Source organism: Cellulomonas sp. CW35 (assembly GCF_052378485.1).
GTDB classification, from domain to species: Bacteria; Actinomycetota; Actinomycetes; order Actinomycetales; family Cellulomonadaceae; genus Cellulomonas; species Cellulomonas uda.
Window position 1 is genome coordinate 2,022,674 of sequence record NZ_CP199000.1, and the last position, 25,093, is coordinate 2,047,766.

Consider the following 25,093-nt stretch of genomic DNA (forward strand, 5'->3'; position numbering starts at 1 on the left):
GCCGGCTCGACGCGGAGCGTCAGGGCGCCCCGCGCGCGGCCCACCTAGACTCGTCGTCCGTGCCCGCCTCCCCCGTCGCCGAGCAGGCCGTCGAGATCTCCGGTCTCGTCAAGCGCTACGGCGACCGCGCCGTCGTCGACGGCCTCGACCTCGTCGCACGGCCCGGCGCCGTCACCGCCGTCCTGGGGCCGAACGGTGCCGGCAAGACGACGACGATCGAGTGCTGCGAGGGCCTGCGCCGGCCCGACGCGGGCACCGTGCGCGTGCTCGGGCTCGACCCCGTCGACGACGCGCGCGAGCTGCGCCCCCGGGTCGGCGTGATGCTCCAGGACGGCGGTCTGCCGACCGGCGTGCCCGCCGCGCAGATGCTGGAGCACGTCGCGCGCATGTACGCCGACCCGCGCCCGCTCGACGAGCTCGCCGAGCGGCTCGGGCTCGGCTCGTTCGCGCGCACCACCGTGCGACGCCTGTCCGGCGGTCAGCGCCAGCGTCTCGCGCTCGCCGCGGCCGTCGTCGGCCGACCCCAGGTCGCGTTCCTCGACGAGCCCAGCGCCGGTATGGACCCGCAGTCCCGCCACGCCGTCTGGCAGCTCGTCCGCGAGCTGCGCGACGAGGGCGTGGCCGTGGTGCTCACCACGCATCTCATGGACGAGGCCGAGGACCTGGCGGACCACGTGGTCGTCGTGGACCACGGGAAGGTCATCGCGCAGGGCTCGGTGCGCGACCTGGTCTCGTCGGGTGACGACCGCACGCTGCGCCTCGACGCGACGCCCGGGCTCGACGTGGTCGCGCTCACCGCCGCGCTCACGGCCGACGGACCGGGTGTCACGACGACGGAGACCTCACCCGGCAGCTACGCGGTCGTCGGCACCGTCGGCCCGACGACCGTCGCCGCCCTGACCCGCTGGCTCGCCGAGCAGGACGTGCTCGCGACCCGGCTGACCGTCGGCCGCCGCACGCTCGAGGACGTCTTCCTCGACCTGACCGGGCGGACCCTGCGATGAACCCCGCGCCGACCGGACCCGAGACGGCCCGGCCCCGACCACCCCGGCCCACCGGCTCCCGCCCCCACGCGGGCTCCTCGTCGCGCCGCACGCGTGTCCTCGCGCAGACCTCGTTCGAGGCGCGCGCGATCCTGCGCAACGGCGAGCAGCTGATGGTGACGGTGATCGTGCCCGTGCTCGCGCTCGTCGGGCTCGTGCAGGCCGACGTGCTCGACGTCGACACCGGCGGGCTCAGCCGTATCGACTTCTTCACGCCCGGCATCCTCGCGCTCGCCGTCATGACGTCGTCGTTCACGTCGCAGGCGATCGCGTCGGCGTTCGACCGCCGCAACGGCGTGCTGCGGCTGCTGTCGACCACGCCGCTCGGCCGCGGCGGGCTGCTCGCGGGCAAGGTGCTCGGCGTGCTCGTCGTCGAGCTCGTACAGGTGCTCGTGATCGGGCTCACCGCGGTCGCGCTCGGCTGGCGCCCCGACGCGCTCGGCGTCGCGCTCTCGCTCGTCGCCGTGCTGCTCGGGACCGCCGCGTTCACGTCGCTCGCGATGCTCGTGGCGGGCACCCTGCGCGCGGAGGCGGTGCTCGCGGTCGCGAACCTCGCGCTGCTGCTCCTCGCGATCGCCGGCGGCGTGATCGTCCCCGCGGACCGCCTGCCCGGCCCGCTCTCCCACCTCGCGCTGCTGCTGCCGTCGGGCGCGCTGGGCGAGGCCATGCGGGGAGCGTTCCAGCACGGCACGCTGCCCGCCTGGTCGGTCGTCGTGCTGGTCGGCTGGACCGCGGCGCTCGGGTGGGGCGCCGGGCGGCTGTTCCGCTGGCACTGACCGCGCGGCGCGCGCAACGTCACAGGCCTCCCGGTCCGCCCGCGGCCCGGCTGCCGGACTGCTCGGCCTAGGCTGGTCACCGTGAGTGCGAGCCCCACGTCCGTCGTCCCCGACCGCGAGCCGGCCCGCGGCCTGCGCGGCCGCTGGGTGGCCCTGCTGGCCTGGCTGCGCGGCCACGTGCGGGCGGTGCTCGTCGCGAACCTCGTGCTCCAGATCGCGATCGTCGCCACCGGCGGTGCGGTGCGCCTCACCGCGTCCGGGCTCGGCTGCTCGACGTGGCCGCAGTGCGAGCCGGGCAGCTTCGTCCCGGTGCTGCACGACGCGACCACCTACCACGTGTTCGTCGAGTTCGGGAACCGCCTCATGACGTTCGTGCTCACGCTCGCGGCCGTCGCGGTCGCGTACGTCGTGTGGCCGGACCGCGCCCGCTCCCGCTCGTTCCGCCTGCTCGGCTGGGTGCCGCTCGCGGGTGTCGTGGCGCAGGCGGTCGTCGGCGGCGTGCTCGTGCTCCTGGCGCTGCCGCCGATCCTCGTCTCGACGCACTTCCTGATCTCGATGGCGCTGGTCTCCGCGTCCCTGGTGCTGCTGCACCGCGCCGACGAGGGCGGCGACGGCGTGCCCACGCCGCTCGTCGACCGCACGACCCTGCTCCTGACGCACCTCGCGGCCGGGCTCATGGTCGTCGTCCTCGTGCTCGGCACGCTGACGACGGGCGCGGGCCCCCACTCGGGCGACGACGAGGTCGGCTACCGGCTCGCGGTCGACCCGCTGCTCATGGCGCGCGTGCACGCCGCGGCCGTGTGGGCGTTCACCGCCGTGCTCGTCGCGGTGCTCTGGCGCACGCGCCGCGGCGGTCCTGCGGGGACGCGGGCGCTCGCGGCCCACCGGGCGTCGCTGGTGCTGCTCGGGCTGACGGTCGCGCAGGGCGCGATCGGGTACGTCCAGACCGCGACAGGGCTGCCGATCGCGCTCGTGAACCTGCACCTGGTGGGTGCCGCGCTCCTCGCGGCCGGGACGACGCGCGTGTGGCTGACCACGCGGACCCGGTCGGTCGACGGGACGCCGCGGGTCACGCAGGCGGTCTGAGCGCGCGACGACGCGGCGGCGGGCCGCGGCGCCGGGAGCACTCCGGGGCAAAACGGGATGCTCCGTGTCGGAGGTCACACCTAGAGTCGCGACCATGACCGACGACACCTTCGACCGGCACGCAGGCCGGCACGCCTCCGCGGGTTCGGCCCCGCCGGACGCCGCACCGCAGGCGCAGCCCGCCGTCGTCGCGCGCGGGCTCGTGAAGCGCTACAAGGAGGTCGTCGCGCTCGACGGCGTCGATCTCACCGTCCCCCAGGGCAGCGTCCTGGGGCTCCTCGGGCCGAACGGCGCGGGCAAGACCACCACCGTCCGCATCCTCGCGACCCTCCTGCGGCCCGACGCGGGCACCGCGCAGGTCTCCGGCGTCGACGTGCTGCACGACCCGCGCGCCGTCCGCCGTCGCATCGGCCTGTCGGGTCAGTACGCGGCGGTCGACGAGTACCTCACCGGGTACGAGAACCTCGAGATGATCGGGCGGCTGTACCACCTGGGCAAGGCGCGCTCGCGCGAGCGGGCACGCGAGCTCCTCGCGCAGTTCCGCCTCGAGGACGCCGCGGACCGCCCGTCCCGCACGTACTCCGGCGGCATGCGCCGCCGGCTCGACCTGGCGGGCGCGCTCGTCGCGAGCCCGCCCGTGATCTTCCTGGACGAGCCGACGACGGGCCTCGACCCGCGCGGGCGCGCGGACATGTGGGAGGTCATCCAGACGCTGGTCAAGAGCGGGACGACGCTCCTGCTCACCACGCAGTACCTCGAGGAGGCCGACGTGCTGGCCGACGAGATCGTGGTGATCGACCACGGCAAGGTCATCGCGCAGGGCACGGCCGACCAGCTCAAGCTCCAGGTCGGCGGCGAGCGTCTCGAGCTGTCGGTGTCCGACGCGTCCACGCTCGCGCGCGCGGGCGAGCTGCTCGCGCCGCTCGGCGTGGGGCACGCGACGCTCGACGAGGGCCGCCGCTCGCTCGTCATGCCCGTGACCGGCGGTGCCCGCACCCTCACCGAGGCGCTGCGTCTGCTCGACCAGGCGCAGATCGCGCTCGACGACGTCGGGCTGCGGCGCCCCACGCTCGACGACGTGTTCCTGACGCTCACGGGCCGCCCCGCGGAGGACGACGAGACGACGACGACGAAGGAGGGTGCGTGATGGCGCTCCCCACCGTGCTGAGCGACGCCCACGTCGTCGCACGCCGCAACATCATCAAGATCAAGCGCGTCCCCGACCTGCTGGTCTTCACGACGCTCTCGCCGATCATGTTCGTGCTGCTCTTCGCGTACGTGTTCGGCGGCGCCATCCAGGTGCCCGGCGGCACCGACCCGGGCGCCTACCGCGAGTTCCTCATGGCAGGGATCTTCGCGCAGACCGTCATCTTCGGCGCCACCATCACCGGCGCGGGGCTCGCGGAGGACGTGAAGAAGGGCATCATCGACCGGTTCCGGTCCCTGCCCATGGCGCCCTCGGCCGTGCTGACCGGCCGCACGCTGTCCGACGTGGTGAACAACGTCCTCGTCCTCGTCGTCATGTCCCTCACGGGACTGCTGGTCGGCTGGGCGATCCACAGCTCGGTGCCCGAGGCCCTGCTCGGGTTCGCGCTGCTCATCGTGTTCGCCTACGCGATCTCGTGGATCATGGCGTGGCTCGGGATGCTCGTCCCGAGCGTCGAGGTGTTCAACAACGCGACGTTCATCGTGATCTTCCCGCTCACGTTCGTGGCGAACACGTTCGTCCCGCTCGAGTCGCTCCCGAAGGTCCTGCAGACGTTCGCCGAGTGGAACCCCGTCTCGGCCGTGACGCAGGCCTCGCGTGAGCTGTTCGGTAACATCCCGGCGGGCGTCCCCGAGCCGACGTCATGGCCGCTGCAGCACGCGGAGCTCTACACCCTGATCTGGACGGTCATCTTCCTGGTCGTGTTCATCCCGCTCGCGAACGCGCAGTACCGGCGCAGCACCAGCCGCTGACGCCCGAGACGACGAGGGCGGGGTCGGGACGCAGTCCCGACCCCGCCCTCGTCAGGTCCGACCCCTCGGCTCAGGGAGTGACGGACTCGAGCGTCTCCCAGCCTCGCGCACGCGCCGCGGCCGCCGCGAGCACACCCACCACGGTGGACGGGCTCGCGAACCGGTCGCCCAGCACGCCCGCGACGGCCTCGTCGAGCGGCACCCAGACGGGCACCATCGACGCCTCCTCGTCCTCGCGGACGAACCGGTCGGCGTCCGGCACGGGCGTCAGGTCGCGTGCCAGGAAGACGGTGATCCGCTCGGACGACCCGCCCGGGGTCGTGAAGAACTCCACCAACCGCCACCAGCGACCGGCCACGAGGTCTGCCTCCTCCGCGAGCTCGCGAGCCGCCGCACGCACCGGGTCCTCGCCCGGGACGTCGAGCAGCCCCGCGGGCGGCTCCCACAGCACGTGCCGCACGGGGTGGCGGTACTGCGACAGCAGCAGGACGCGGTCCTCGTCGTCCAGGGCGATGACGGCCACGGCACCCGTGTGCGCCACGTACTCGCGCACGACCTGCGACTCCCCGAGGTCGACCACGTCACGCGCGAGGTCCCAGACCCGCCCGTGGTGGACGACCTCGTGCTCGAGGACGGGGTGCTCGTCCGCGCGGTCGCGCGGCTCCTCGTCGGTGCTCAGCTCTCGTCCTTGCGGGCGAGCGCAGCGCCCACGAGCCCCGCGAACAGCGGGTGCGCGTGCGTCGGCCGGGACTTGAACTCCGGGTGCGCCTGCGTCGAGACGTAGTACGGGTGCACCTGGCGCGGCAGCTCGACGAACTCGACGAGCGACGTGTCGGGCGAGACGCCCGAGATCACCAGTCCGGCCTCCTCGAGCTTGTCGCGGTAGGCGTTGTTGACCTCGTACCGGTGACGGTGCCGCTCGCTGATCCGCGTGGCGCCGTAGGTCTCGGCGACCACCGAGCCCGGCGTCAGGACCGCGTCGTACGCCCCCAGGCGCATCGTGCCGCCCAGGTCGCCGCCGCCGCCCACGATCGCGAGCTGCTCGGCCATCGTCGCGATGACGGGGTGCGTCGGGTCGTCGTCGAACTCCGAGGACGAGGCGCCCTCGAGACCCAGCACGTTGCGCGCGTACTCGATGACCATGCACTGCAGCCCCAGGCACAGGCCCAGCGTCGGCACGCGGTTCTCGCGCGCCCAGCGCAGCGCGCCGAGCTTGCCCTCGATGCCGCGCACGCCGAACCCGCCGGGCACGAGCACCGCGTCGACGCCCTCGAGCGCCGACTGCGCGCCCTGCGGCGTCTGGCAGTCGTCGGACGTGACCCAGCGGATGACGACCTTCGCGTCGTGGTGGAAGCCACCCGCACGCAGGGCCTCCGTCACCGACAGGTACGCGTCGGGCAGGTCGATGTACTTGCCGACGAGCGCGATCTCGACCGAGTGCGCGGGCTCGTGCACGCGCTTGAGGAGCTCGTCCCACCCGCTCCACTCGACGTCGCGGAACGGCAGGCCGAGCCGCTGCACGACGTAGGCGTCGAGGCCCTCGGAGTGCAGCACGCGCGGGATGTCGTAGATGCTCGGCGCGTCCTTGGCGATCGCGACCGAGTCGACGTCGACGTCGCAGAACAGCGCGATCTTGCGCTTGATCGACTCCGGGACCTCGCGGTCCGCGCGCAGCACGATCGCGTCGGGCTGGATGCCGATGCTGCGCAGCGCGGCGACGGAGTGCTGCGTGGGCTTCGTCTTCAGCTCGCCGGACGGGCCGATGTACGGCAGGAGCGACACGTGCAGGAAGAACACGTTGTCGCGGCCGAGGTCGTGGCGCACCTGGCGGGCGGCCTCGAGGAACGGCTGCGACTCGATGTCGCCGACCGTGCCGCCGATCTCGGTGATGATCACGTCGACGTCGTCGGACGCCTGCGAGCGCATGCGCGCCTTGATCTCGTCCGTGATGTGCGGGATGACCTGGACGGTGTCGCCGAGGTACTCGCCGCGCCGCTCCTTCGCGATGACCTGCGAGTAGACCTGGCCGGTCGTGACGTTCGCCGAGCCGACGAGGTTCACGTCGAGGAACCGCTCGTAGTGGCCGACGTCGAGGTCCGTCTCCGCACCGTCGTCGGTCACGAAGACCTCGCCGTGCTGGAACGGGTTCATGGTGCCCGGGTCCACGTTGATGTACGGGTCGAGCTTCTGCATGGTGACCGTCAGGCCACGCGAGCGGAGGAGTCGGCCGAGGCTGCTCGCCGTCAGGCCCTTGCCGAGAGAGGAGGCAACTCCCCCGGTGACGAAGATGTGCCGGGTCAGGTGGTCCGACCGCCCGGAGAGTCGGTGCGCGCGCTCTGTCACGGGATTCCAGCCTACCCGACGTCCCCGCCGCCGGGCCCCCCGGCACGCGGTGAGTCGGACCACTGCGCGGCCGGGGCCGCCGAGCGGTCCGCGCGCAGTACCCCGAGCACCGTGGACCGGTCCGCGAGCCCGACGACGGCCGCGACGACCGCGAGCGCGAGCGTGGCTCCCCCGGCGCCGGCACCCAGCGCGGTCCACACGCCGTGGCCCGCGACGTCCTGCACCGCGTCGGCGACCCATCGCCCGACGACCGCTGCGACACCCACCCCCACCACGAGGACCGCGGTCGTGCGGGCGAGACCGAGCAGCGCGCCCGGCCCGGTGGCGCGACGCAGCAGGACCAGCGCGGCCGCACCGGCGACGAGCATGCCGACCGTGCTCGCGGCCGCGATCGAGACGACCGCGCCACCGTCCGGCAGGCGCAGACGGACCAGGACGACGGCGGCGAGCGCCACGGTCCCCCAGCCGAGGACGTTCGCGGCCGCAGCCGCGCGCCCGCGCTCGAGGGCGTACAGCGACCGCGAGACGTGGAACAGCAGGGCGAACCCCGCGAGCCCCGGCATCATCCAGGTCAGCGCGAGGCCCATCTGGCCGCCGATCGCGGCGTTCCCCGCGATGTGCGCGAACACCGTCGCGACCGCGGGGGCTGCGGCCACGACGACCGCGACACCCACGCCTGCCGCGACGAGCACCGCGCGCGTCGTGACCGCGGCCATCGTCGCGAAGCCCGCACGGTCGCCCGCCGACGCGCGCGCCGCCAGACGCGGGAACGTCGACGTCGCGAGCGGGACCACGAGCACCGCGTACGGCAGCAGGTACACCTGCTGCGTGTAGAGGAACCGCGTGAACGTGCCGACCTCGGCGTACGGCTGCCACCAGGCGACGCGCATGACGACGAGCAGCGCGAGCTGCTGCGCCGCGACGGACCCGACGCCCGCGAGCGCGAGCCGCAGCAGCCGCGGTCCGACGCCCTCGGGGAATCGCGGGGAGACGCGCAGCCGCACGCCGAGCCGGTGCACGGGCACGAACATCGGCAGGCACATCGCGGCGACGCCCAGCGTGGTGCCCCACGCGAGCGCGTCGAGCGCACCCGCCGCGAGCGCGTCGGGGTCGGAGCGCTCGCCGTCCGCGAGCGCCCCGTAGACCAGGTAGGTCGCCATGACGACGAGCGAGGAGATGACGGGCGCGAACGCGGGCCAGAAGAAGCGCTTGTGCGCCTGCAGCACCGCGTACAGCAGGACGGCCACGCCGTACATCGGCACCTGCACGGCGAACACCAGGATGAAGAACCGGATGAGGGCGACCTGGTCCGGCGTGTGCGCGAGGGACTGCGCCACGGGCGACGCGAGGGCCGCGAGCAGCAGCGCGAGCGGGCCGAGCACGAGCAGGGTCCAGCCCAGGGCACCCGACGCCGTGCGCTCGACCTCGCGGCGGTCACCGCGCGCGATCGGCGCGGCGAGCAACGGGATGAGCGCGCCCGCGAGCGCGCCACCCGCGGCGACCTCGAACAGGACGTTCGGCAGCAGGTTGGCGGAGTTGTACGCGTCCCCGATCGCCCCGTCGCCGACCTGCGAGGCCTGCAGGAGCCAGCGCGCGAAGCCCAGGAGCCGTGAGAGCACCGTGACCGCGGCGATCATGGCCGCGGCCCCGGCGAGCCCGCCGAGCGCGCGGCGGACCTGAGGGCTCACCCCTCGTCGCCCGTCGGTTCGGCCGGCGCGTGCACCGGACGACGGCCCCAGCGGTCGATGTCGCGCAGCACCGGCGTCGACTCGATGACGGTCGTGAAGCTCACCTTCTCGCTGGCGAGCGTCAGGCCGACCGTGGCCGCCAGCGCCGCGAGGCGCACCGGGCGAGGTGCGCTGAGCACGACCGCCGCACCGAGCGCGGCACCGAGCGCGTTCGCGCCGCCGTCGCCGAGCATGTCGGTCTCCGCGAGGTCCGCACCCGCGGCTGCCGCCGAGGCGCCCACGACCGACGCCGCAGGCACGGCGCCGGCGCCGGGTCCGACGACGAGCGGCAGCGCGGCGACCGTGCTCGCCTTGAGCGCGCGCCCGGGGCGCAGGTCGAGCAGGTTGACGAGGTTCGCGCTCGTCGCGACGAGGGCCCCCGACAGCGCGACGTCGGCGCCCCAGCCGAGCAGCCCCCGACGTCCGCCCGAGGGCGAGGTCCGCGGTGTGGCGATCGCCGCGGTCACGAGCGCGCCCGCGCCGATGCCGAGGACCTTGAGACCGCCGGTCGTGACGCGGCCATGCGCGAGCGCACCGAGGTGACCGCGCAGGCCCTTGCGCCGGTCCTCGACGTCCTCCGCCAGGTCGTCGACGATCCCGAACGCCGCACCCGTCGCCGTCGCGACCACGGTGGCCGCCGCCGTGCGACCCGGCGCGACGAGCGCGCCGGCGAGGACGCCCGCCGCGACGGCCGGGCCCTCGAGCATGCTGACGGGCTCACCGCGGTGGTTGGTCCGCAGCCAGCGCTGCTGTCCGCCGGGCGCGTGCTCCTCGAGCACGGCCCGCACCACCGCGGTGACGGTCCGTGCCGCCGCCGCGGCGACGAGGCGCCGCGTGACGCTCATCCGCCCGTTCCCGCGGGCGTGGTGGCCGCGCTCGTCGGGTCACCGGTGCCCTGCTCCGGGTCGACGACCGGTGTGCGGTCGACGGGCGGGAGCGTGACCGCCGCGGGCAGCGGGGTCTCGTCGTCGCCGAACCCGTAGTGCCCGATCGTGCCCGAGATGCGCGCGGCGAGCGCGAGCGGCACCGTGACCTGGCCGGTCACGAGCTCGGCGCCGGAGACGGTCGCCAGCCGCGACGCGAGCGCCTCGTCGGCGAGCACCACGTCGACGAGGCTGCCCGCGCCACGCGGGCCGTCGACGAGTACGGAGCCCTCGGACTGCTCCTGGGCCGCCCGCAGCACCGCGACGTGCGCGTCGGTCGAGGCGGCGTCCGCCTCGGTGGTCGGGGTGGCCGCGGTGCCCGCGGACGCGGGCTCGACCGGGACCGCGAGGACGACGACCGCATCGGCGCCGGTCGTGACCGGGTCCGCGAGCGTGATCATGGGGTTGTCGCCCTCCGACAGGATCGCCAGCACGTTCGCAGCGTCCGCGGTCAGCGCGTCGGGTGAGGCCGGGTCGGCACCCGTGAGCCCCTGCACCAGCGCCTGCGCGAGCTGCTCGTCGAGCGTCGCGTCGTCGGCGGGTGCGGGGTCGAGGTTCTCCAGCACGAGGCCGACCAGGGCGTTGCGGTACGAGCGCAGGTCCGGGTCGAACCACGCGTCCGTGAGCGCCACGTGCGCCGTGACCTCGGCACCCGACTGCGCGAGCCGGTCGTCGACGGCGGTGCGCTCGGCCTCGGGGACGTCGCCGAGCGCGACGACCGCGACGCGACGCTCCTCGAGCGCGCCGTCCAGGAGGGCGGGGCCGGACGCGTCGACGAAGGCGCGTGCGTCCGCGAGGTCGCCCGAGGTCTCGTCGAGCTGCGTGCGCAGCTCGTCCTTCTCGGTGCGCAGCTGGTCGACCTGACCGGTCAGCGTGTCGCCGATGGTCTCCTTGAGCGGTCCGGCGCCGAGCGCGATGCCCACGGCGAGCGCGAGGAACACCGAGATCAGCGAGACGAGGTGGTAGCGGAAGTCGATCACGAGGCGGTCTCTCCGTGGGTCGTGCCCGGGGTGGCGTGGGTGCTCATGCGGCGCCTGAGAACAGGCCGCGGACCCACGAGGTGAAGTCGTCGACGCGCGCACCCACGAGGCCGAAGAACGTCTGGCCGGCCTCCGTGGAGGCGAGCGCGACGCCGAGAGCGAGCAGGCCCGCGAGCACCAGGAGCGTGAGCTGCAGGTTCGAGATGCGCTGGCGGTACAGGCGCGAGACGCCCTTCGCGTCGACGAGCTTGCCGCCGACACGCAGTCGCGTGAGGAACGTGCTGGCCATGCCGGAGCGTCCCTTGTCGAGGAACTCGACGAGCGTCGCGTGCGTGCCGACCGCGACGATCAGCTCGGCGCCCTTGTCGTCGGCGAGCAGCATCGCGACGTCCTCGCTGGTGCCCGTCGCCGGGAACACGACGTGCGGCACCCCGAGCTGCTCGACCCGCGCGATCCCGGGCGCACGCCCGTCGCGGTACGCGTGGACGACGACCTCGGCACCGCACGCCAGCGCACGGTCGGAGACGGAGTCCATGTCGCCGACGATCATGTCGGGCCGCCAGCCGGCCTCGAGGATCGCGTCGGCGCCACCGTCCACGCCGATGAGCACCGGGCGGTACTCACGGATGTACGGGCGCAGCGTGACGAGGTCCTCCTTGTAGTGGTACCCGCGCACGACGATGAGCACCTGGCGGCCGTCGATCCGCGTGTCGATGTCCGGCACGCCGACGCCGTCGAGGAGCAGGTCCCGCTCGCGGCGCAGGTAGTCCATCGTGTTCGCGGCGAACGACTCGAGCTGCACGGAGAGGCCGGCGCGCGCCTCCTCCATCGCGAGCGCGACGCTCGCCGTGGTCTGCTCGACCCCCTCGGCGACGAGCGTGCCGCCGTCGTGCACGGCCCCGTCGAGGATGCGGACGTGGTGGCCCTCGGTGATGCCCATGACGTCGGGACCGAGGTCGTCGACCAGCGGGATGCCCGCCTCGACGAGGATCTCCGGGCCGAGGTTGGGGTACCGGCCCGAGGTGGACCGCGCCGCGTTGAGCACCGCCGCCGGCTGGCACGCGACGAGCGCCTCGGCCGACACACGGTCGAGGTCCTCGTGGTCGATGACGGCGATGTCGCCGGGCCGCAGACGCTTGGTCAGCGACTTGGTCCGACGATCGACACGGGCGGGCCCGGCGACCCCGGGTTCAGGCGCGGGCGGACGACGACGACGCAGAGTGGCTCTCATCGTGGTTCATCGTCCCATGCCCGACAGCTCCAGGAGCTCCGCTGCGTGCGCGCGTGCCGAGTCCGAGTCGTCCTGACCGCTCAGCATGCGTGCGAGCTCGCGGACACGCTCGTCGTCCGTGACGGACCTCACGTCCGACGCGGTGACGACGTCGACCCCACCCCGGGTCGACTTCGACACGACGAGGTGGTGGTCCGCGAACGCCGCGACCTGTGCGAGGTGCGTGACGACGAGCACCTGGGCGTCGCGCGCGAGCGCGGCGAGCCGCCGTCCGACCTCGACGGCGGCCTTGCCGCCGACGCCCGCGTCGACCTCGTCGAACACGAACGTCGCGGGCCGGTCCGCGCCCGCGCGCTCCGCGAGCGCGACCTCCAGCGCGAGCATGACGCGCGACAGCTCACCGCCCGACGCGCCCTTGCCGAGCGGCCGTGCGGGCGCACCGGCGTGCGGCACGAGCAGCATCTCGACGTCGTCCGCCCCGTGCGGCCCCGGCTCGGCCGCGGGCTGCACGACGACCTCGACGCGCGCGCCCGCCATGGCGAGGCCGGCGAGCTCGGCGGACACCGTCTTCGCGAGCCGCTCGGCCGCGGCCGAGCGTGCGGCCGACACGGCACCCGCGAGCTCGGTGAGCCGCGCGTCCAGCTCCGCGAGCCGCACGTCGAGCTCCTCGATCCGCTGGTCCCCGCCCTCGAGCTCGATCAGGCGCAGGCTCGCGGTGCGTGACCACTCGAGCACCTCGGCCACGTCCTTGCCGTACGCGCGGGTGAGCGTCGCGAGCTCGGCGCGCCGCTGGTTGACCACCTCGAGCCGTCGCGGGTCCGCCTGCAGGTCGGACGCGTACGACACGAGCTCGGCTGCCGCGTCGGCGAGCACGTAGCCCGCCTCGCCGACGCGCGTCGCGAGCTCGGCCAGGGCCGGGTCGTGCGTCCCGACGTGCTCGAGCGCTCGTCGCGCCTGCTCCACGAGGTCGGCGGCGCTCACGAGCCCGCTGCCGCTGTCCGGGTCACCCGCGAGCGCGTCGTGCGCGGTCACGGCCGCGACGCGCAGCTCCTCCGCGTGCGCGAGGCGCCCCTCCTCGGCGCCGAGCTCGACGTCCTCGCCGGGCTGCGGGTCGACACGTTCGACCTCCGCGAGCCCGAGCCTGAGCAGCTCCGCCTCACGTGAGCGGTCCTGGGCCCGCTCGACGAGCTCGGCGCGCTCGGTGCGCACGCGCGCCCGCTCGGCCCACGCGTCGCGGTACGCGCGCAGCGTCCGTGCGTGGTCCGGCCCGGCGAACTCGTCGAGCGCGGCGCGCTGGTGCGCAGGTGAGCGCAGCCGCGCCTGGTCCGCCTGCCCGTGCACCGTCACGAGCGTCTCCGCGAGCTCGGCGAGCACCGCCTGCGGCACCGAGCGTCCTCCGACGAACGCTCGGGAACGACCCGAGCCGGCCTCACCCGCAGCGCCCACGGTGCGCACGAGCAGGAGGCTGCCGTCGTCGTCCACCGCGCCGCCCGCCTCGGCCGCGCGCTCGAGCGCCGGGTGCCCGGCCGCGAGCACCACACGGCCCTCGACGGCGGCACCGCTCGCGCCGGTCCGCACCGTCGCCGGGTCGGCCTTGCCACCGAGCAGCAGCGCCAGCGCCGTGAGCACCATCGTCTTGCCCGCGCCGGTCTCCCCCGTGAGCACCGTCAGGCCGCGGCCGAGCCGCACGTCCGCGGCGCCGATCACGCCCAGGTCGCTGATCCGGATCTCCTCGATCACCCTGCACCACCGTCCTGCGGCACGTCGCCGTCACGGCGAGCCGCGGCGAGACCCCGCCAACCCGTGACCGGGAGCGCGAACTTCTGGACGAGCCGGGTGGTGAACGGCGCCGGGCTCAGCCGTGCGAGGCGCACCGGCACGTCGCTGCGCGTCACCTCGACGCGCGCGCCCTGCGGCACCTCGACCGTCCGACGCCCGTCGCACGTGAGCTGTCCCGGCGCGGGCGAGCGCTCGAGCACCTCGAGCGCGAGACGGCTCCCCGGGCCGACGACGAGCGGGCGGGCGAACAGCGCGTGCGCCGAGATGGGCACGAGGATCATGCCGTCCACGTCGGGCCACACCACCGGGCCGCCCGCGGAGAAGGCGTGCGCGGTGGAGCCCGTGGCCGTCGCGGCGACCATGCCGTCGCAGCCGAAGCTCGACAGCGGGCGCCCGTCGACCTCGACCGCGACCTCGAGGATCCGCGAACGCTCCGCCTTCTCGAGCGCCGCCTCGTTGAGCGCCCAGTCCTCGACCACGTCGCCGCCGGGGAGCAGCACGCGCACGCGCAGCGTCACGCGCTCCTCGACGTCGAAGTCACCCTCCGTGAGCCGCCGGACCGCCTCGCCCACGTCGTCCCGCTCGCTCTCCGCGAGGAAGCCCACGTGCCCCAGGTTGACGCCGAGCAGCGGCACACCCGTGCCGCGCGTCAGCTCCGCGGCGCGCAGGATGGTCCCGTCACCACCGAGCACGACCGCGAGCTCGAAGTCGGGCAGGTCCGCCGCCACGGTCTCCTCGGAGGCGAGCACCGGCTCGATGCCGGCGCCCTCGAGGACCCGGACGGCCTCACGGGTGGCGCTCACCGCCTCCAGGCGGCCGCGGTGCGTGACGATCAGGGCACGACGCGTCACAGCGCACCTCCTGGGAGCCCGCCGCTGACGACGCGCTCGATCTGCTCGGTGGGGACCTGCGGCGAGACCTCGGCGCGCAACCACAGGAAGTACTCGACGTTGCCGCTCGGTCCGGGCAGCGGGCTCGTGACCACTGCGCGCACCCCGAGGCCGAGTGCCGCCGCCGCGTGCGCCACGGACACGACGGCCTCCGCGCGCAGCCGGGCGTCGCGCACCACGCCGCCCGAGCCGAGCCGCTCACGGCCGACCTCGAACTGCGGCTTGACCATGACGAGCAGGTCGGCGGCCGGCGCGGCGACGGCGGCGAGCGCCGGCAGCACGAGGGGCAGCGAGATGAACGACAGGTCCGCGACGACGAGGCCCGGGGCCGGGTCGACGTCCCCCGCAGCGAGACCGCGGACGTTGACGCCCTCGCGCACGTCGACGCGTGGGTCGTCGCGCAGCCGGTCGACGATCTGGTCGTGCCCGACGTCGACCGCGCACACCGTGCGCGCGCCGCGCCGCAGCAGGACGTCCGTGAACCCGCCCGTGCTCGCGCCCGCGTCGAGGCAGTGCCGCCCCGCGACGACGAGCTGCGGGAGCGCGTCGAGAGCGCCCGCGAGCTTGTGCCCCGCGCGCGAGGCGTACCCCGGGTCGTCGTCGTCCAGCGTGACCGTGACCCCGCGCGCGGGGTCGACCTGCGTCGCGCTGCGCTGCACCGGGCGACCGTCGACGCTGACGCGGCCCGCCGCGATCAGCTCACCCGCGTGGCGGCGCGACCGGGCCAGACCGCGACGCACGAGCTCGGTGTCCAGTCGGGTGGTCACGCGGTCAGCCCTGCGACTCGGCGAGCCGGTCCTGGAGCGCGGAGTGGACCGCGTCGAACGCGGCGACGTGCTCGCCGAGCGGTCGCTCCGCGAGGCCGTCGAGGACGCGCAGCGCCTCGTCGACAGCGGCGTCACCCGTCACGTGGCCCGTCGGGACCACGCCAGCCGGCGTCGCACCGGCCGGGGCCTCGCTCACCGGGACCTCGCTCACCGGGACCGCCTCGTCGGCGGACCCCCCGGACGGCGCGCTGCCCGCGGGAGCCGCGGGGCCCGCTCCTGCAGCCGTCAGCCCGACGGTGGGCGGCGCCACACGCGCCGCCAGACGCGCGGGCGTCGGTACCCCACGCTCGTCGTCGCCCACGTCGACCTCCGTCCGCTCGTCGTCCGCTCGTGGTCCGTCATGTGTCCCGGCCGAGGCCGCTGCACCACGCTACCTGCCCGCGCCGACGCACCACCGGCATGACCCACAGGTGACCGCACCGCCGTCGAGAGGCAGCTCGCGACGCGTCAGACGGCCGAGGGACCGAGCTCGGGCACCGACGACGCGTCGAGCTCGTCCCCGCCGTCGACCGCCGCCCACGCCGCGGCGCACGCCGCTCGCACCTGGTCGAGCGGGTCGACGTCCGAGGTCGACCCACCACGCCCGAGCTCGAGCCGACCGTCGACCACGCGCGCGGCGGCCTCGCGGCACGTCCACCACCCGTCGCCGCCGAGCTCAGGGGCCGGGTGCGTCTCGTGCAGCGCCCGCAGGTCCGCCCCGATGAGGTGCGGCCGCTCGCCCGGGTGCGCGAGCACGTCGTCGCGCGCCGAGCTGACCCCCGTCAGCACGTGCAGCCCGACGAACCCGCCGGAGCGCGCTCCCGCGAGATCGGTGTCGAGCCGGTCACCGACGACGAGCGCCTGCCGCGCCCCCGCCCGCTCGACAGCCATGTGGTACATCGTCGGCGACGGCTTGCCCGCGCTGTCGGGCGCGACGCCCGTCGCGGCCCGGACCGCGCCGACGAGCGAGCCGTTGCCCGGTGCGAAGCCGCGCGCGGTCGGCAGGCTCAGGTCCAGGTTCGACGCGACGTGCCACGCGCCGCGCTCGATCGCGTACGCGGCCTCCGCGAGCTGCGTCCAGCCCACCTCGGGCGCGAAGCCCTGGGCGACCGCGACCGGCTCGTCGTCCGCCGACTCCACGACCTCGAACCCCGCCTGCCGCACCGCCGTGCGCAACCCGGCGCCACCGACCACGAGCACCCGGGCGCCACGCTCCAGGCGCGACCGCAGGAGCTGCGCGGCCGCCTGCGCCGCCGTCATGACCTCACCGGGCGTGGTCGGGATGCCCAGCCCGCTGAGCTGGTCCGCGACCGACTCCGGCTCACGCGAGGCGTTGTTCGTCACGAAGACCAGCCGCATCCCCGCGTCACGCGCGGCCGTGAGCCCGTCGGAGGCGTGCTCGATCGGCTCGTGCCCGCGGTACGCGACACCGTCGAGGTCGACGAGCGCGAGGTCGTACGCCCGCGCCGGCGGCACCGGGGCGGCGATCAGTCCGCCGTTCATGCGCCCGCGTCCTCCTCGTCTCCGGCGGGCACGCCGGCCGCGTCCTCGTCACCGGGGACGTCCTCGTCCGGCACGTGCTCTCGCTCGTCCGCCGCCTGCGCGGAGTCCCGCGAGTCGCGCGCGTCCTCGTCGGAGGGGACGTCGTCGAGGTCCTCCTCGACGTCGAACACGACGATGTCGTCCTCGTCGTCCGCCGGCCCCTGCGTCACCGCGGAGACCTGCGCGGCGCTGAACCGCGCGAGCTCCGCGCCCGCCTCGTCGGCGCGTCCCGCGGCCTCGAGCGCCGCTGCCCGCGCGACGGCGACGCGCACCGCCAGCTCACCGGCGGCCGCGCGCACCTCGGGCGTGCCGAGGACGGCGACCGCGGCCTCCGCCTCGCCCAGGTCGAGCCGGGCGCCGCTGACCACGATCGCGAGCTCCACCCGGGCCTCGGGGTCGAGCGACTCCGCCTCGGGCGACTGCGCCAGGGCGAGCGCCCGCTCCGGACGTCCGAGCCCACGTTCGCAGTCCGCCATGACCGGCAGGTGCTCCGACGAGCCGTTCAGGCGCCGCACGGTGCGCAGCTCACGCAGCGCCTCCGCGTAGCGCCCGGTGCGGTACGCCGCCAAGCCGGCCGCCTCGCGCACGATGTCCACCCGGCCACCCCGGCGAACGGCCGCCTGAGCGTGCTCGTACGCGAGCTCGGGGTCCGTGTCCAGGAGCCGCCCCACCATCACGAGGTGACGGCCGACGATGTTCGCGTTGTCCTTGGAGAGGGTCCGCAGAGGCGCACGCGCGGCCCTGTCGAGGTCGCCGAAGACGACGTCCTCGGGGATCTGCGGGCCCGCCACGCGCTGGTCCTGCGGGGGGCGCGTCGGACGTCGTGCGTCGTCGCGCTCCGAGCGGCCACCGAACGTCCGGTCGCCACCGCGCTGCGGACGGACCCCGCGGTCGAACCGGTCGCCGGTCCGGCCGTAGCCGCTCCCGCTGCGCCGCTCGCCGCGATCCTGCCCACGGACGTCACGTCCGCGGTCGGCGCCTGCCGGACGGCCACCGCGATCCGGACGGCCACCGCGATCGGGACGCTCGCCGGACGTGCGCCCGGATGCCTGCCCCGAACGCTGCTCACCCTCCGCGCGGCCCGTCCGCTCGTCCGGCCGGTAGCCTCCGCGGCCCGCACCGCCTCCGCCACCGGCCGCAGAGCGCGCTCCACCGGGCCGACCCCCCTGAGAGGGCCGTCCACCGGACGCGGGACGCCCACCCCGCTCCGGACGCCCGCCGTATGCGGGCCGCTCCCCGTACGCCGGCCGGTCACCGTATGCGGGTCGCTCTCCGTACGCCGGCCGGTCTCCGCGGGAGGGACGGTCCGCGCCTCCGGCGCGGTCGTCCCGCACCGGACGGTCCCACGAGCCACGGTGATCGTCGCGGCCGGGACGCTCACCTCGAGCCCCCCGGTCGTCGAAGGTCCGTCGGTCGCCCGCCGCGTCGTCGCGCCGGCCGCTGCCACGCGACCAGGAGGGTCGCTCGAACGCCGCACCGGTGGCGCCGACGCCGTCCGGGCGGCTGCCCGAGCGAGCGCCGTAGCCGGACTGCGCCGGCCGAGCGCCGCCACGTCCGCGGGACTCGTCGCGGCCTCCCTGAGCACCGCGCCCGCCCTGCGCGCGCCCGGCGTCACCGGACCAGTCCGCACGCCGCGACCGTTCTCCAGCGACGAACGGGCGACCCCGGCTCGCGCCGGCGTCACCCCGTGACGCCGAGCCGCCCGTCGTCGCCCGGCCGGGACCTCCGGACGAGCTCCAGCGCTGCCCGCCGCGGTCCCCGCCCGTCGAACGTCCCGCAGATGCCGCGCCGGGGGCCGAACGCTCGCTCGAGGAACGCCCCGAGGAGAAACGGTCGGACGACGACCGGTCCGACCACGGACGATCGGACGACGGCCTGCCGGACGAGCGGTCCGACCAGGAACCGGCGGAGGACGACCGGCTGGACGACCGGTCCGACGACGGACGGCCTGCCGACGGACGCCCCGCCGACGAACGGTCCGACGACGAACGGCCGTACGACGCACCGCCGCGCTCACCGCGCCCGTCCGGCGCCGGACGAGAGCCGCGCTGCCCGCCCGTGGCCCAACCGCTCGGCGCGCCACCCGTGGCACCCCGACCGCTCGCCGCACCACCGCCCGCGCCGCCGAACGCACCGCGCCCGCGGCCCTGCGCCTGCCCGCCCTGGCCGCCGGCGCGACCGCCGGCCGCGCCGCGGGATCCGCCAGCCTGGCTCGAGCCGCGCTTCGCGCGCCGACCCGCTTCGTCGCTGTTCATCTGAGAGTCTCCTCGTCCTCGGCGGACATCGTCTCATCCGCTCCGCACACCCGCCGAACCCGCACCCGTGCTCACCACCCGACGCACGCGGTCCGGCACACCCCAGCGCCCCGAGCCAGACCGACCACACGTCCGTCACGTCCGCCCGGCGCCGTGTCGCGGCGGTCCGCCGCCACCGATGCCCTGTGGCGAACGCGGAGCCGCCCCGCAAAACGGGGGTCGCTCCAGAGCACGGCGCGGTCGAGCGCGACTCCGGAAAACAGAAGAAGCCACCCCGTGTGGGGTGGCTTCTTCTGAATGGTGTCCGGCGGCGTCCTACTCTCCCACACCCTGGCGAGTGCAGTACCATCGGCGCTGAAGGGCTTAGCTTCCGGGTTCGGAATGGGACCGGGCGTTTCCCCTTCGCTATGACCGCCGTAACGTTGTCGAGTTGTGAACGGGACTGGTTCGACCGGGGTCGATCAGTGTCGTTCGTTTCTCGGGAACCGCACAGTGGACGCGTAGCAATGAAAGTTGTGGTGAAGTTGTCGGCTGATTAGTACCGGTCAGCTGCGGCAGTCGTTAGTCCTGCCTTCCACATCCGGCCTATCGACCCAGTGTTCTAGCTGGGAGCCTCTCGCCCCGAGGGGCGTGGAAACCTCATCTTGAAGCAGGCTTCCCGCTTAGATGCTTTCAGCGGTTATCCCTTCCGAACGTAGCCAACCAGCCGTGCTCCTGGCGGAACAACTGGCACACCAGAGGTTCGTCCGTCCCGGTCCTCTCGTACTAGGGACAGCCCTTCTCAAGTTTCCTGCGCGCGCAGCGGATAGGGACCGAACTGTCTCACGACGTTCTAAACCCAGCTCGCGTACCGCTTTAATGGGCGAACAGCCCAACCCTTGGGACCTACTCCAGCCCCAGGATGCGACGAGCCGACATCGAGGTGCCAAACCATGCCGTCGATATGGACTCTTGGGCAAGATCAGCCTGTTATCCCCGGGGTACCTTTTATCCGTTGAGCGACGGCGCTTCCACAAGCCACCGCCGGATCACTAGTTCCGACTTTCGTCCCTGCTCGACATGTCTGTCTCACAGTCAAGCTCCCTTGTGCACTTGCACTCGCCACCTGATTGCCAACCAGGCTGAGGGAACCTTTGAGCGCCTCCGTTACATTTTAGGAGGCAACCGCCCCAGTTAAACTACCCACCAGGCACTGTCCCTGGTCCGGATCACGGACCGAGGTTAGATATCCAGAGCGACCAGAGTGGTATTTCAACGATGACTCCACCGACACTGGCGTGCCGGCTTCACAGTCTCCCACCTATCCTACACAAGCCGCACCGAACACCAATACCAAGCTATAGTAAAGGTCCCGGGGTCTTTCCGTCCTGCTGCGCGTAACGAGCATCTTTACTCGTAGTGCAATTTCGCCGAGTTCGCGGTTGAGACAGCGGAGAAGTCGTTACGCCATTCGTGCAGGTCGGAACTTACCCGACAAGGAATTTCGCTACCTTAGGATGGTTATAGTTACCACCGCCGTTTACTGGGGCTTAAATTCTGAGCTTCGCCTTGCGGCTGACCCGTCCTCTTAACCTTCCAGCACCGGGCAGGCGTCAGTCCGTATACATCGTCTTGCGACTTCGCACGGACCTGTGTTTTTAGTAAACAGTCGCTTCTCCCTGGTCTCTGCGGCCCTCCACGCTCCCCGAGCAAGTCGGTTCACGCTTCAGGCCCCCCTTCTCCCGAAGTTACGGGGGCATTTTGCCGAGTTCCTTAACCACGATTCGCTCGATCGCCTTGGTATTCTCTACCTGACCACCTGAGTCGGTTTGGGGTACGGGCGGCTAGGACCTCGCGTCGAGGCTTTTCTAGGCAGCATAGGATCACCAGATTCCCGCTATCGCGGTCACCGTCAGCTCTCAGGCTTCATGAGGTGCGGATTTGCCTACACCTCGCCCTACGACCTTGGACGTGGACAACCATCGCCACGCTTGGCTACCTTCCTGCGTCACCCCTGTTAATACGCTTACCTACTACCGGTTCGGGTCCCGTGCTCCCCTGTGCGGTGCGGCCCGAAGGCCACGGTGCACAGGCTCGGACGGTTAGCATCACCGGGCTCGGTATGGGCGGTCCTTCGCCGGTACGGGAATATCAACCCGTTGTCCATCGACTACGCCTGTCGGCCTCGCCTTAGGTCCCGACTTACCCAGGGCGGATTAGCCTGGCCCTGGAACCCTTGGTCATTCGGCGGACGGGTTTCTCACCCGTCATTCGCTACTCATGCCTGCATTCTCACTCGTGTGGCGTCCACAACTGGGTTACCCCGCTGCTTCACCCGCCACACGACGCTCCCCTACCCATCCACACGACTGAACCACGAAGGCTTGTCGAAAGTGTGAATGCCACAGCTTCGGCGGTGTGCTTGAGCCCCGCTACATTGTCGGCGCGGAATCACTTGACCAGTGAGCTATTACGCACTCTTTCAAGGGTGGCTGCTTCTAAGCCAACCTCCTGGTTGTCTGTGCAACTCCACATCCTTTCCCACTTAGCACACGCTTAGGGGCCTTAGCTGGTGGTCTGGGCTGTTTCCCTCTCGACTACGGAGCTTATCCCCCGCAGTCTCACTGCCACGCTCTGGCTTACCGGCATTCGGAGTTTGGCTAACGTCAGTAACCTGGTGGGGCCCATCGGCTATCCAGTAGCTCTACCTCCGGCAAGAAACGCGTGACGCTGCACCTAAATGCATTTCGGGGAGAACCAGCTATCACGAAGTTTGATTGGCCTTTCACCCCTAACCACAGGTCATCCCCCCGGTTTTCAACCCAGGTGGGTTCGGTCCTCCACGCGGTCTTACCCGCGCTTCAACCTGCCCATGGCTAGATCACTTCGCTTCGGGTCTAGAGCACGCGACTATGAACGCCCTATTCGGACTCGCTTTCGCTACGGCTTCCCCACACGGGTTAACCTCGCCACGTACCACTAACTCGCAGGCTCATTCTTCAAAAGGCACGCCGTCACCCCTGCTAGGGAGGCTCCGACGGATTGTAGGCACACGGTTTCAGGTACTATTTCACTCCCCTCCCGGGGTACTTTTCACCTTTCCCTCACGGTACTTGTCCGCTATCGGTCACTAGGTAGTATTTAGGCTTACACAGTGGTCTGTGCAGATTCACTCCAGGTTTCTCGGGCCCGGAGCTACTTGGGATCCCTCTCGGGAGGCCACGCCATTTCGTCTACGGGGGTACCACCCTCTGTGCCGGGCCTTTCAATGCCCTTCGACTATGACGCGACTTTCTGACTCCCTGCCAGGACGGCAGTCCTGACTGAAAGGTCCCACAACCCCGAACGCGCAACGCCTGCCGGCTTGAACACGCGATCGGTTTGGCCTGATCCGCTTTCGCTCGCCACTACTCACGGAATATCTCTTCCTGCCGGTACTGAGATGTTTCACTTCCCGGCGTTCCCTCCACACACCCTATATATTCAGGTGTGGGTCACCGCACATGACTGCGGCGGGGTTTCCCCATTCGGAGATCCTCGGATCACGGTTCGTTTGCCAACTCCCCGAGGCTTATCGCAGGCTACAACGTCCTTCATCGGCTCCTAGTGCCAAGGCATCCACCCTGTGCCCTTATAAACTTGACCACAAAGACTTTACAAAGATGCTCGCGTCCACTGTGCAGTTCTCAAGCAACGACCGACCCGCCACACCCAGCCCGCCAGCCACCACCCGAAGGCGACGCGGTACGCGACCAGTGACGACCCGAAGGCCACCACCCCCGACCCGGACCCCACACAAGGGACCGACCAGGAGCACGACCCCGAGACAACAACCAACCGGCTGTTCCCTCAGGACCCAACAGCGTGCCAGACACACCACCGCACCAGGCAGCAACCGTTCCCACCCCCCGACCCGAAGACCGAAGGCGTACTAGGCGCCACCTGCCACAACAGCAGGCCATAGTCGATGTTCCACCCGTGAGCACCACCCCGCACACACTCGGCACGGGCATGGGCCTGGACACCTGCACCCACCCCACGACAGGGCCGGCCAGCTGCCAGATGCTCCTTAGAAAGGAGGTGATCCAGCCGCACCTTCCGGTACGGCTACCTTGTTACGACTTAGTCCCAATCGCCAGTCCCACCTTCGACGGCTCCCCCCCAAGGGTTGGGCCACCGGCTTCGGGTGTTACCGACTTTCGTGACTTGACGGGCGGTGTGTACAAGGCCCGGGAACGTATTCACCGCAGCGTTGCTGATCTGCGATTACTAGCGACTCCGACTTCATGGGGTCGAGTTGCAGACCCCAATCCGAACTGAGACCGGCTTTTTGGGATTCGCTCCACCTTACGGTATCGCAGCCCTTTGTACCGGCCATTGTAGCATGCGTGAAGCCCAAGACATAAGGGGCATGATGATTTGACGTCATCCCCACCTTCCTCCGAGTTGACCCCGGCAGTCTCCCATGAGTCCCCGGCATAACCCGCTGGCAACATGGGACGAGGGTTGCGCTCGTTGCGGGACTTAACCCAACATCTCACGACACGAGCTGACGACAACCATGCACCACCTGTACACCGACCTTACGGGGAGCACATCTCTGCACTTTTCCGGTGTATGTCAAGCCTTGGTAAGGTTCTTCGCGTTGCATCGAATTAATCCGCATGCTCCGCCGCTTGTGCGGGCCCCCGTCAATTTCTTTGAGTTTTAGCCTTGCGGCCGTACTCCCCAGGCGGGGCACTTAATGCGTTAGCTGCGGCACGGAACCCGTGGAATGGGTCCCACACCTAGTGCCCAACGTTTACGGCATGGACTACCAGGGTATCTAATCCTGTTCGCTCCCCATGCTTTCGCTCCTCAGCGTCAGTTGCGGCCCAGTGACCTGCCTTCGCCATCGGTGTTCCTCCTGATATCTGCGCATTCCACCGCTACACCAGGAATTCCAGTCACCCCTACCGCACTCTAGTCAGCCCGTACCCACTGCAAGCCCGAGGTTGAGCCTCGAGTTTTCACAGCAGACGCGACTAACCGCCTACGAGCTCTTTACGCCCAATAATTCCGGACAACGCTTGCGCCCTACGTATCACCGCGGCTGCTGGCACGTAGTTAGCCGGCGCTTCTTCTGCAGGTACCGTCACTTTCGCTTCTTCCCTGCTGAAAGAGGTTTACAACCCGAAGGCCGTCATCCCTCACGCGGCGTCGCTGCATCAGGCTTGCGCCCATTGTGCAATATTCCCCACTGCTGCCTCCCGTAGGAGTCTGGGCCGTGTCTCAGTCCCAGTGTGGCCGGTCGCCCTCTCAGGCCGGCTACCCGTCGTCGCCTTGGTAGGCCATCACCCCACCAACAAGCTGATAGGCCGCGAGCCCATCCCCCACCGATAAATCTTTCCACACCCCCACATGCGCAGGAATGTCATATCCGGTATTAGACCCCGTTTCCAGGGCTTATCCCAGAGTGAAGGGCAGGTTGCTCACGTGTTACTCACCCGTTCGCCACTGATCCAACCAGCAAGCTGGTCTTCACCGTTCGACTTGCATGTGTTAAGCACGCCGCCAGCGTTCGTCCTGAGCCAGAATCAAACTCTCCGTCAATGTCTTGCGCCACCCGATCCGAAAACCAGGCAACAAACATTACGAACGGTCCAAACGGACCAAGATTCGGCTTCAATCAAGGACCCACCACCCACGGGGTGGACGGCAGATCCCCATCTCAACCATCAACCCACCCGACAACATCAGGCAGGCCATATGGCATCGACTACTTGGCACACTGT

The 25,093-nt window shown here is 71.6% G+C and carries 17 protein-coding genes and 3 rRNA genes; 5 read left to right on the forward strand and 15 right to left on the reverse strand.

Annotated elements, in window-relative coordinates; translation table 11 throughout:
* The first annotated feature begins 59 nt into the window (after positions 1-59).
* The 5 genes from ACT17Q_RS09295 (at position 60) to ACT17Q_RS09315 (ending at position 4,864) form a co-directional block, all read left to right on the forward strand.
* On the forward strand, positions 60-1,004 hold the full coding sequence (locus tag ACT17Q_RS09295; RefSeq protein WP_268532960.1) for an ABC transporter ATP-binding protein: 945 nt from the start codon (positions 60-62) through the stop codon (positions 1,002-1,004).
* Positions 1,001-1,819, forward strand: a complete 819-nt coding sequence (locus tag ACT17Q_RS09300) for an ABC transporter permease (RefSeq protein WP_268532963.1) — start codon at positions 1,001-1,003, stop codon at positions 1,817-1,819. Before ACT17Q_RS09295 ends, ACT17Q_RS09300 begins: the two co-directional genes overlap by 4 nt.
* Positions 1,820-1,900: 81 nt before the next feature.
* Complete coding sequence (locus ACT17Q_RS09305; protein WP_444662049.1) at positions 1,901-2,905, forward strand: COX15/CtaA family protein; 1,005 nt, start codon at positions 1,901-1,903, stop codon at positions 2,903-2,905.
* A gap of 94 nt (positions 2,906-2,999) precedes the next feature.
* Positions 3,000-4,052, forward strand: coding sequence for an ATP-binding cassette domain-containing protein (locus tag ACT17Q_RS09310; RefSeq protein ID WP_094179874.1), 1,053 nt, complete (start codon positions 3,000-3,002; stop codon positions 4,050-4,052).
* Positions 4,052-4,864 carry an ABC transporter permease gene (locus ACT17Q_RS09315; RefSeq protein WP_094179873.1) on the forward strand — a complete coding sequence of 271 codons (813 nt, stop codon included), beginning with the start codon at positions 4,052-4,054 and terminating at the stop codon, positions 4,862-4,864. The genes ACT17Q_RS09310 and ACT17Q_RS09315 overlap by 1 nt, the downstream gene beginning before the upstream one ends.
* Positions 4,865-4,934: 70 nt before the next feature.
* Here ACT17Q_RS09315 and ACT17Q_RS09320 read toward each other — a convergent pair whose 3' ends face one another.
* The 15 genes from ACT17Q_RS09320 to ACT17Q_RS09390 all read right to left on the reverse strand — a co-directional run bounded on the left by ACT17Q_RS09320 (position 4,935) and on the right by ACT17Q_RS09390 (position 24,911).
* Complete coding sequence (locus ACT17Q_RS09320) at positions 4,935-5,543, reverse strand: NUDIX domain-containing protein (RefSeq protein WP_094182120.1); 609 nt, start codon at positions 5,541-5,543, stop codon at positions 4,935-4,937.
* The gene (locus ACT17Q_RS09325; RefSeq protein WP_444662052.1) at positions 5,540-7,207 is read right to left on the reverse strand and encodes a CTP synthase; all 1,668 of its coding nucleotides are present in this window, start codon (positions 7,205-7,207) and stop codon (positions 5,540-5,542) included. Before ACT17Q_RS09325 ends, ACT17Q_RS09320 begins: the two co-directional genes overlap by 4 nt.
* Before the next feature lie 11 nt (positions 7,208-7,218).
* A complete protein-coding gene (murJ, locus tag ACT17Q_RS09330; protein ID WP_444662054.1) occupies positions 7,219-8,895 on the reverse strand; it encodes a murein biosynthesis integral membrane protein MurJ in 1,677 nt (558 codons plus the stop codon).
* A complete protein-coding gene (locus ACT17Q_RS09335) occupies positions 8,892-9,779 on the reverse strand; it encodes a hypothetical protein (protein WP_268532975.1) in 888 nt (295 codons plus the stop codon). Before ACT17Q_RS09335 ends, murJ begins: the two co-directional genes overlap by 4 nt.
* The gene (locus tag ACT17Q_RS09340; protein WP_141320057.1) at positions 9,776-10,837 is read right to left on the reverse strand and encodes a copper transporter; all 1,062 of its coding nucleotides are present in this window, start codon (positions 10,835-10,837) and stop codon (positions 9,776-9,778) included. The genes ACT17Q_RS09335 and ACT17Q_RS09340 overlap by 4 nt, the downstream gene beginning before the upstream one ends.
* 43 nt (positions 10,838-10,880) lie before the next feature.
* Entirely contained in the window at positions 10,881-12,068 is a 1,188-nt protein-coding gene (steA, locus tag ACT17Q_RS09345) for a putative cytokinetic ring protein SteA (protein ID WP_094179868.1), read from the reverse strand.
* Positions 12,069-12,074: 6 nt separating this feature from the next.
* The gene (gene recN / locus ACT17Q_RS09350; protein ID WP_444662057.1) at positions 12,075-13,808 is read right to left on the reverse strand and encodes a DNA repair protein RecN; all 1,734 of its coding nucleotides are present in this window, start codon (positions 13,806-13,808) and stop codon (positions 12,075-12,077) included.
* Complete coding sequence (locus tag ACT17Q_RS09355) at positions 13,805-14,698, reverse strand: NAD kinase (protein ID WP_094179866.1); 894 nt, start codon at positions 14,696-14,698, stop codon at positions 13,805-13,807. Before ACT17Q_RS09355 ends, recN begins: the two co-directional genes overlap by 4 nt.
* Entirely contained in the window at positions 14,695-15,504 is an 810-nt protein-coding gene (locus ACT17Q_RS09360; RefSeq protein WP_444662060.1) for a TlyA family RNA methyltransferase, read from the reverse strand. The genes ACT17Q_RS09355 and ACT17Q_RS09360 overlap by 4 nt, the downstream gene beginning before the upstream one ends.
* A 4-nt stretch (positions 15,505-15,508) precedes the next feature.
* On the reverse strand, positions 15,509-15,865 hold the full coding sequence (locus ACT17Q_RS09365) for a hypothetical protein (RefSeq protein ID WP_444662062.1): 357 nt from the start codon (positions 15,863-15,865) through the stop codon (positions 15,509-15,511).
* A 146-nt stretch (positions 15,866-16,011) separates the two neighbouring features.
* Entirely contained in the window at positions 16,012-17,046 is a 1,035-nt protein-coding gene (locus ACT17Q_RS09370) for an HAD-IIA family hydrolase (protein ID WP_094179863.1), read from the reverse strand.
* Positions 17,043-17,876 carry a hypothetical protein gene (locus ACT17Q_RS09375; protein WP_444662064.1) on the reverse strand — a complete coding sequence of 278 codons (834 nt, stop codon included), beginning with the start codon at positions 17,874-17,876 and terminating at the stop codon, positions 17,043-17,045. Before ACT17Q_RS09375 ends, ACT17Q_RS09370 begins: the two co-directional genes overlap by 4 nt.
* Positions 17,877-19,642: 1,766 nt before the next feature.
* Positions 19,643-19,759 (reverse strand): 5S ribosomal RNA (rrf, locus tag ACT17Q_RS09380).
* Between the two features lie 96 nt (positions 19,760-19,855).
* Positions 19,856-22,964, reverse strand: a 23S ribosomal RNA gene (locus ACT17Q_RS09385).
* Between the two features lie 428 nt (positions 22,965-23,392).
* Positions 23,393-24,911, reverse strand: a 16S ribosomal RNA gene (locus ACT17Q_RS09390).
* The 16S, 23S and 5S rRNA genes sit together here, the layout of an rRNA operon.
* Between the last annotated feature and the right edge of the window lie 182 nt (positions 24,912-25,093).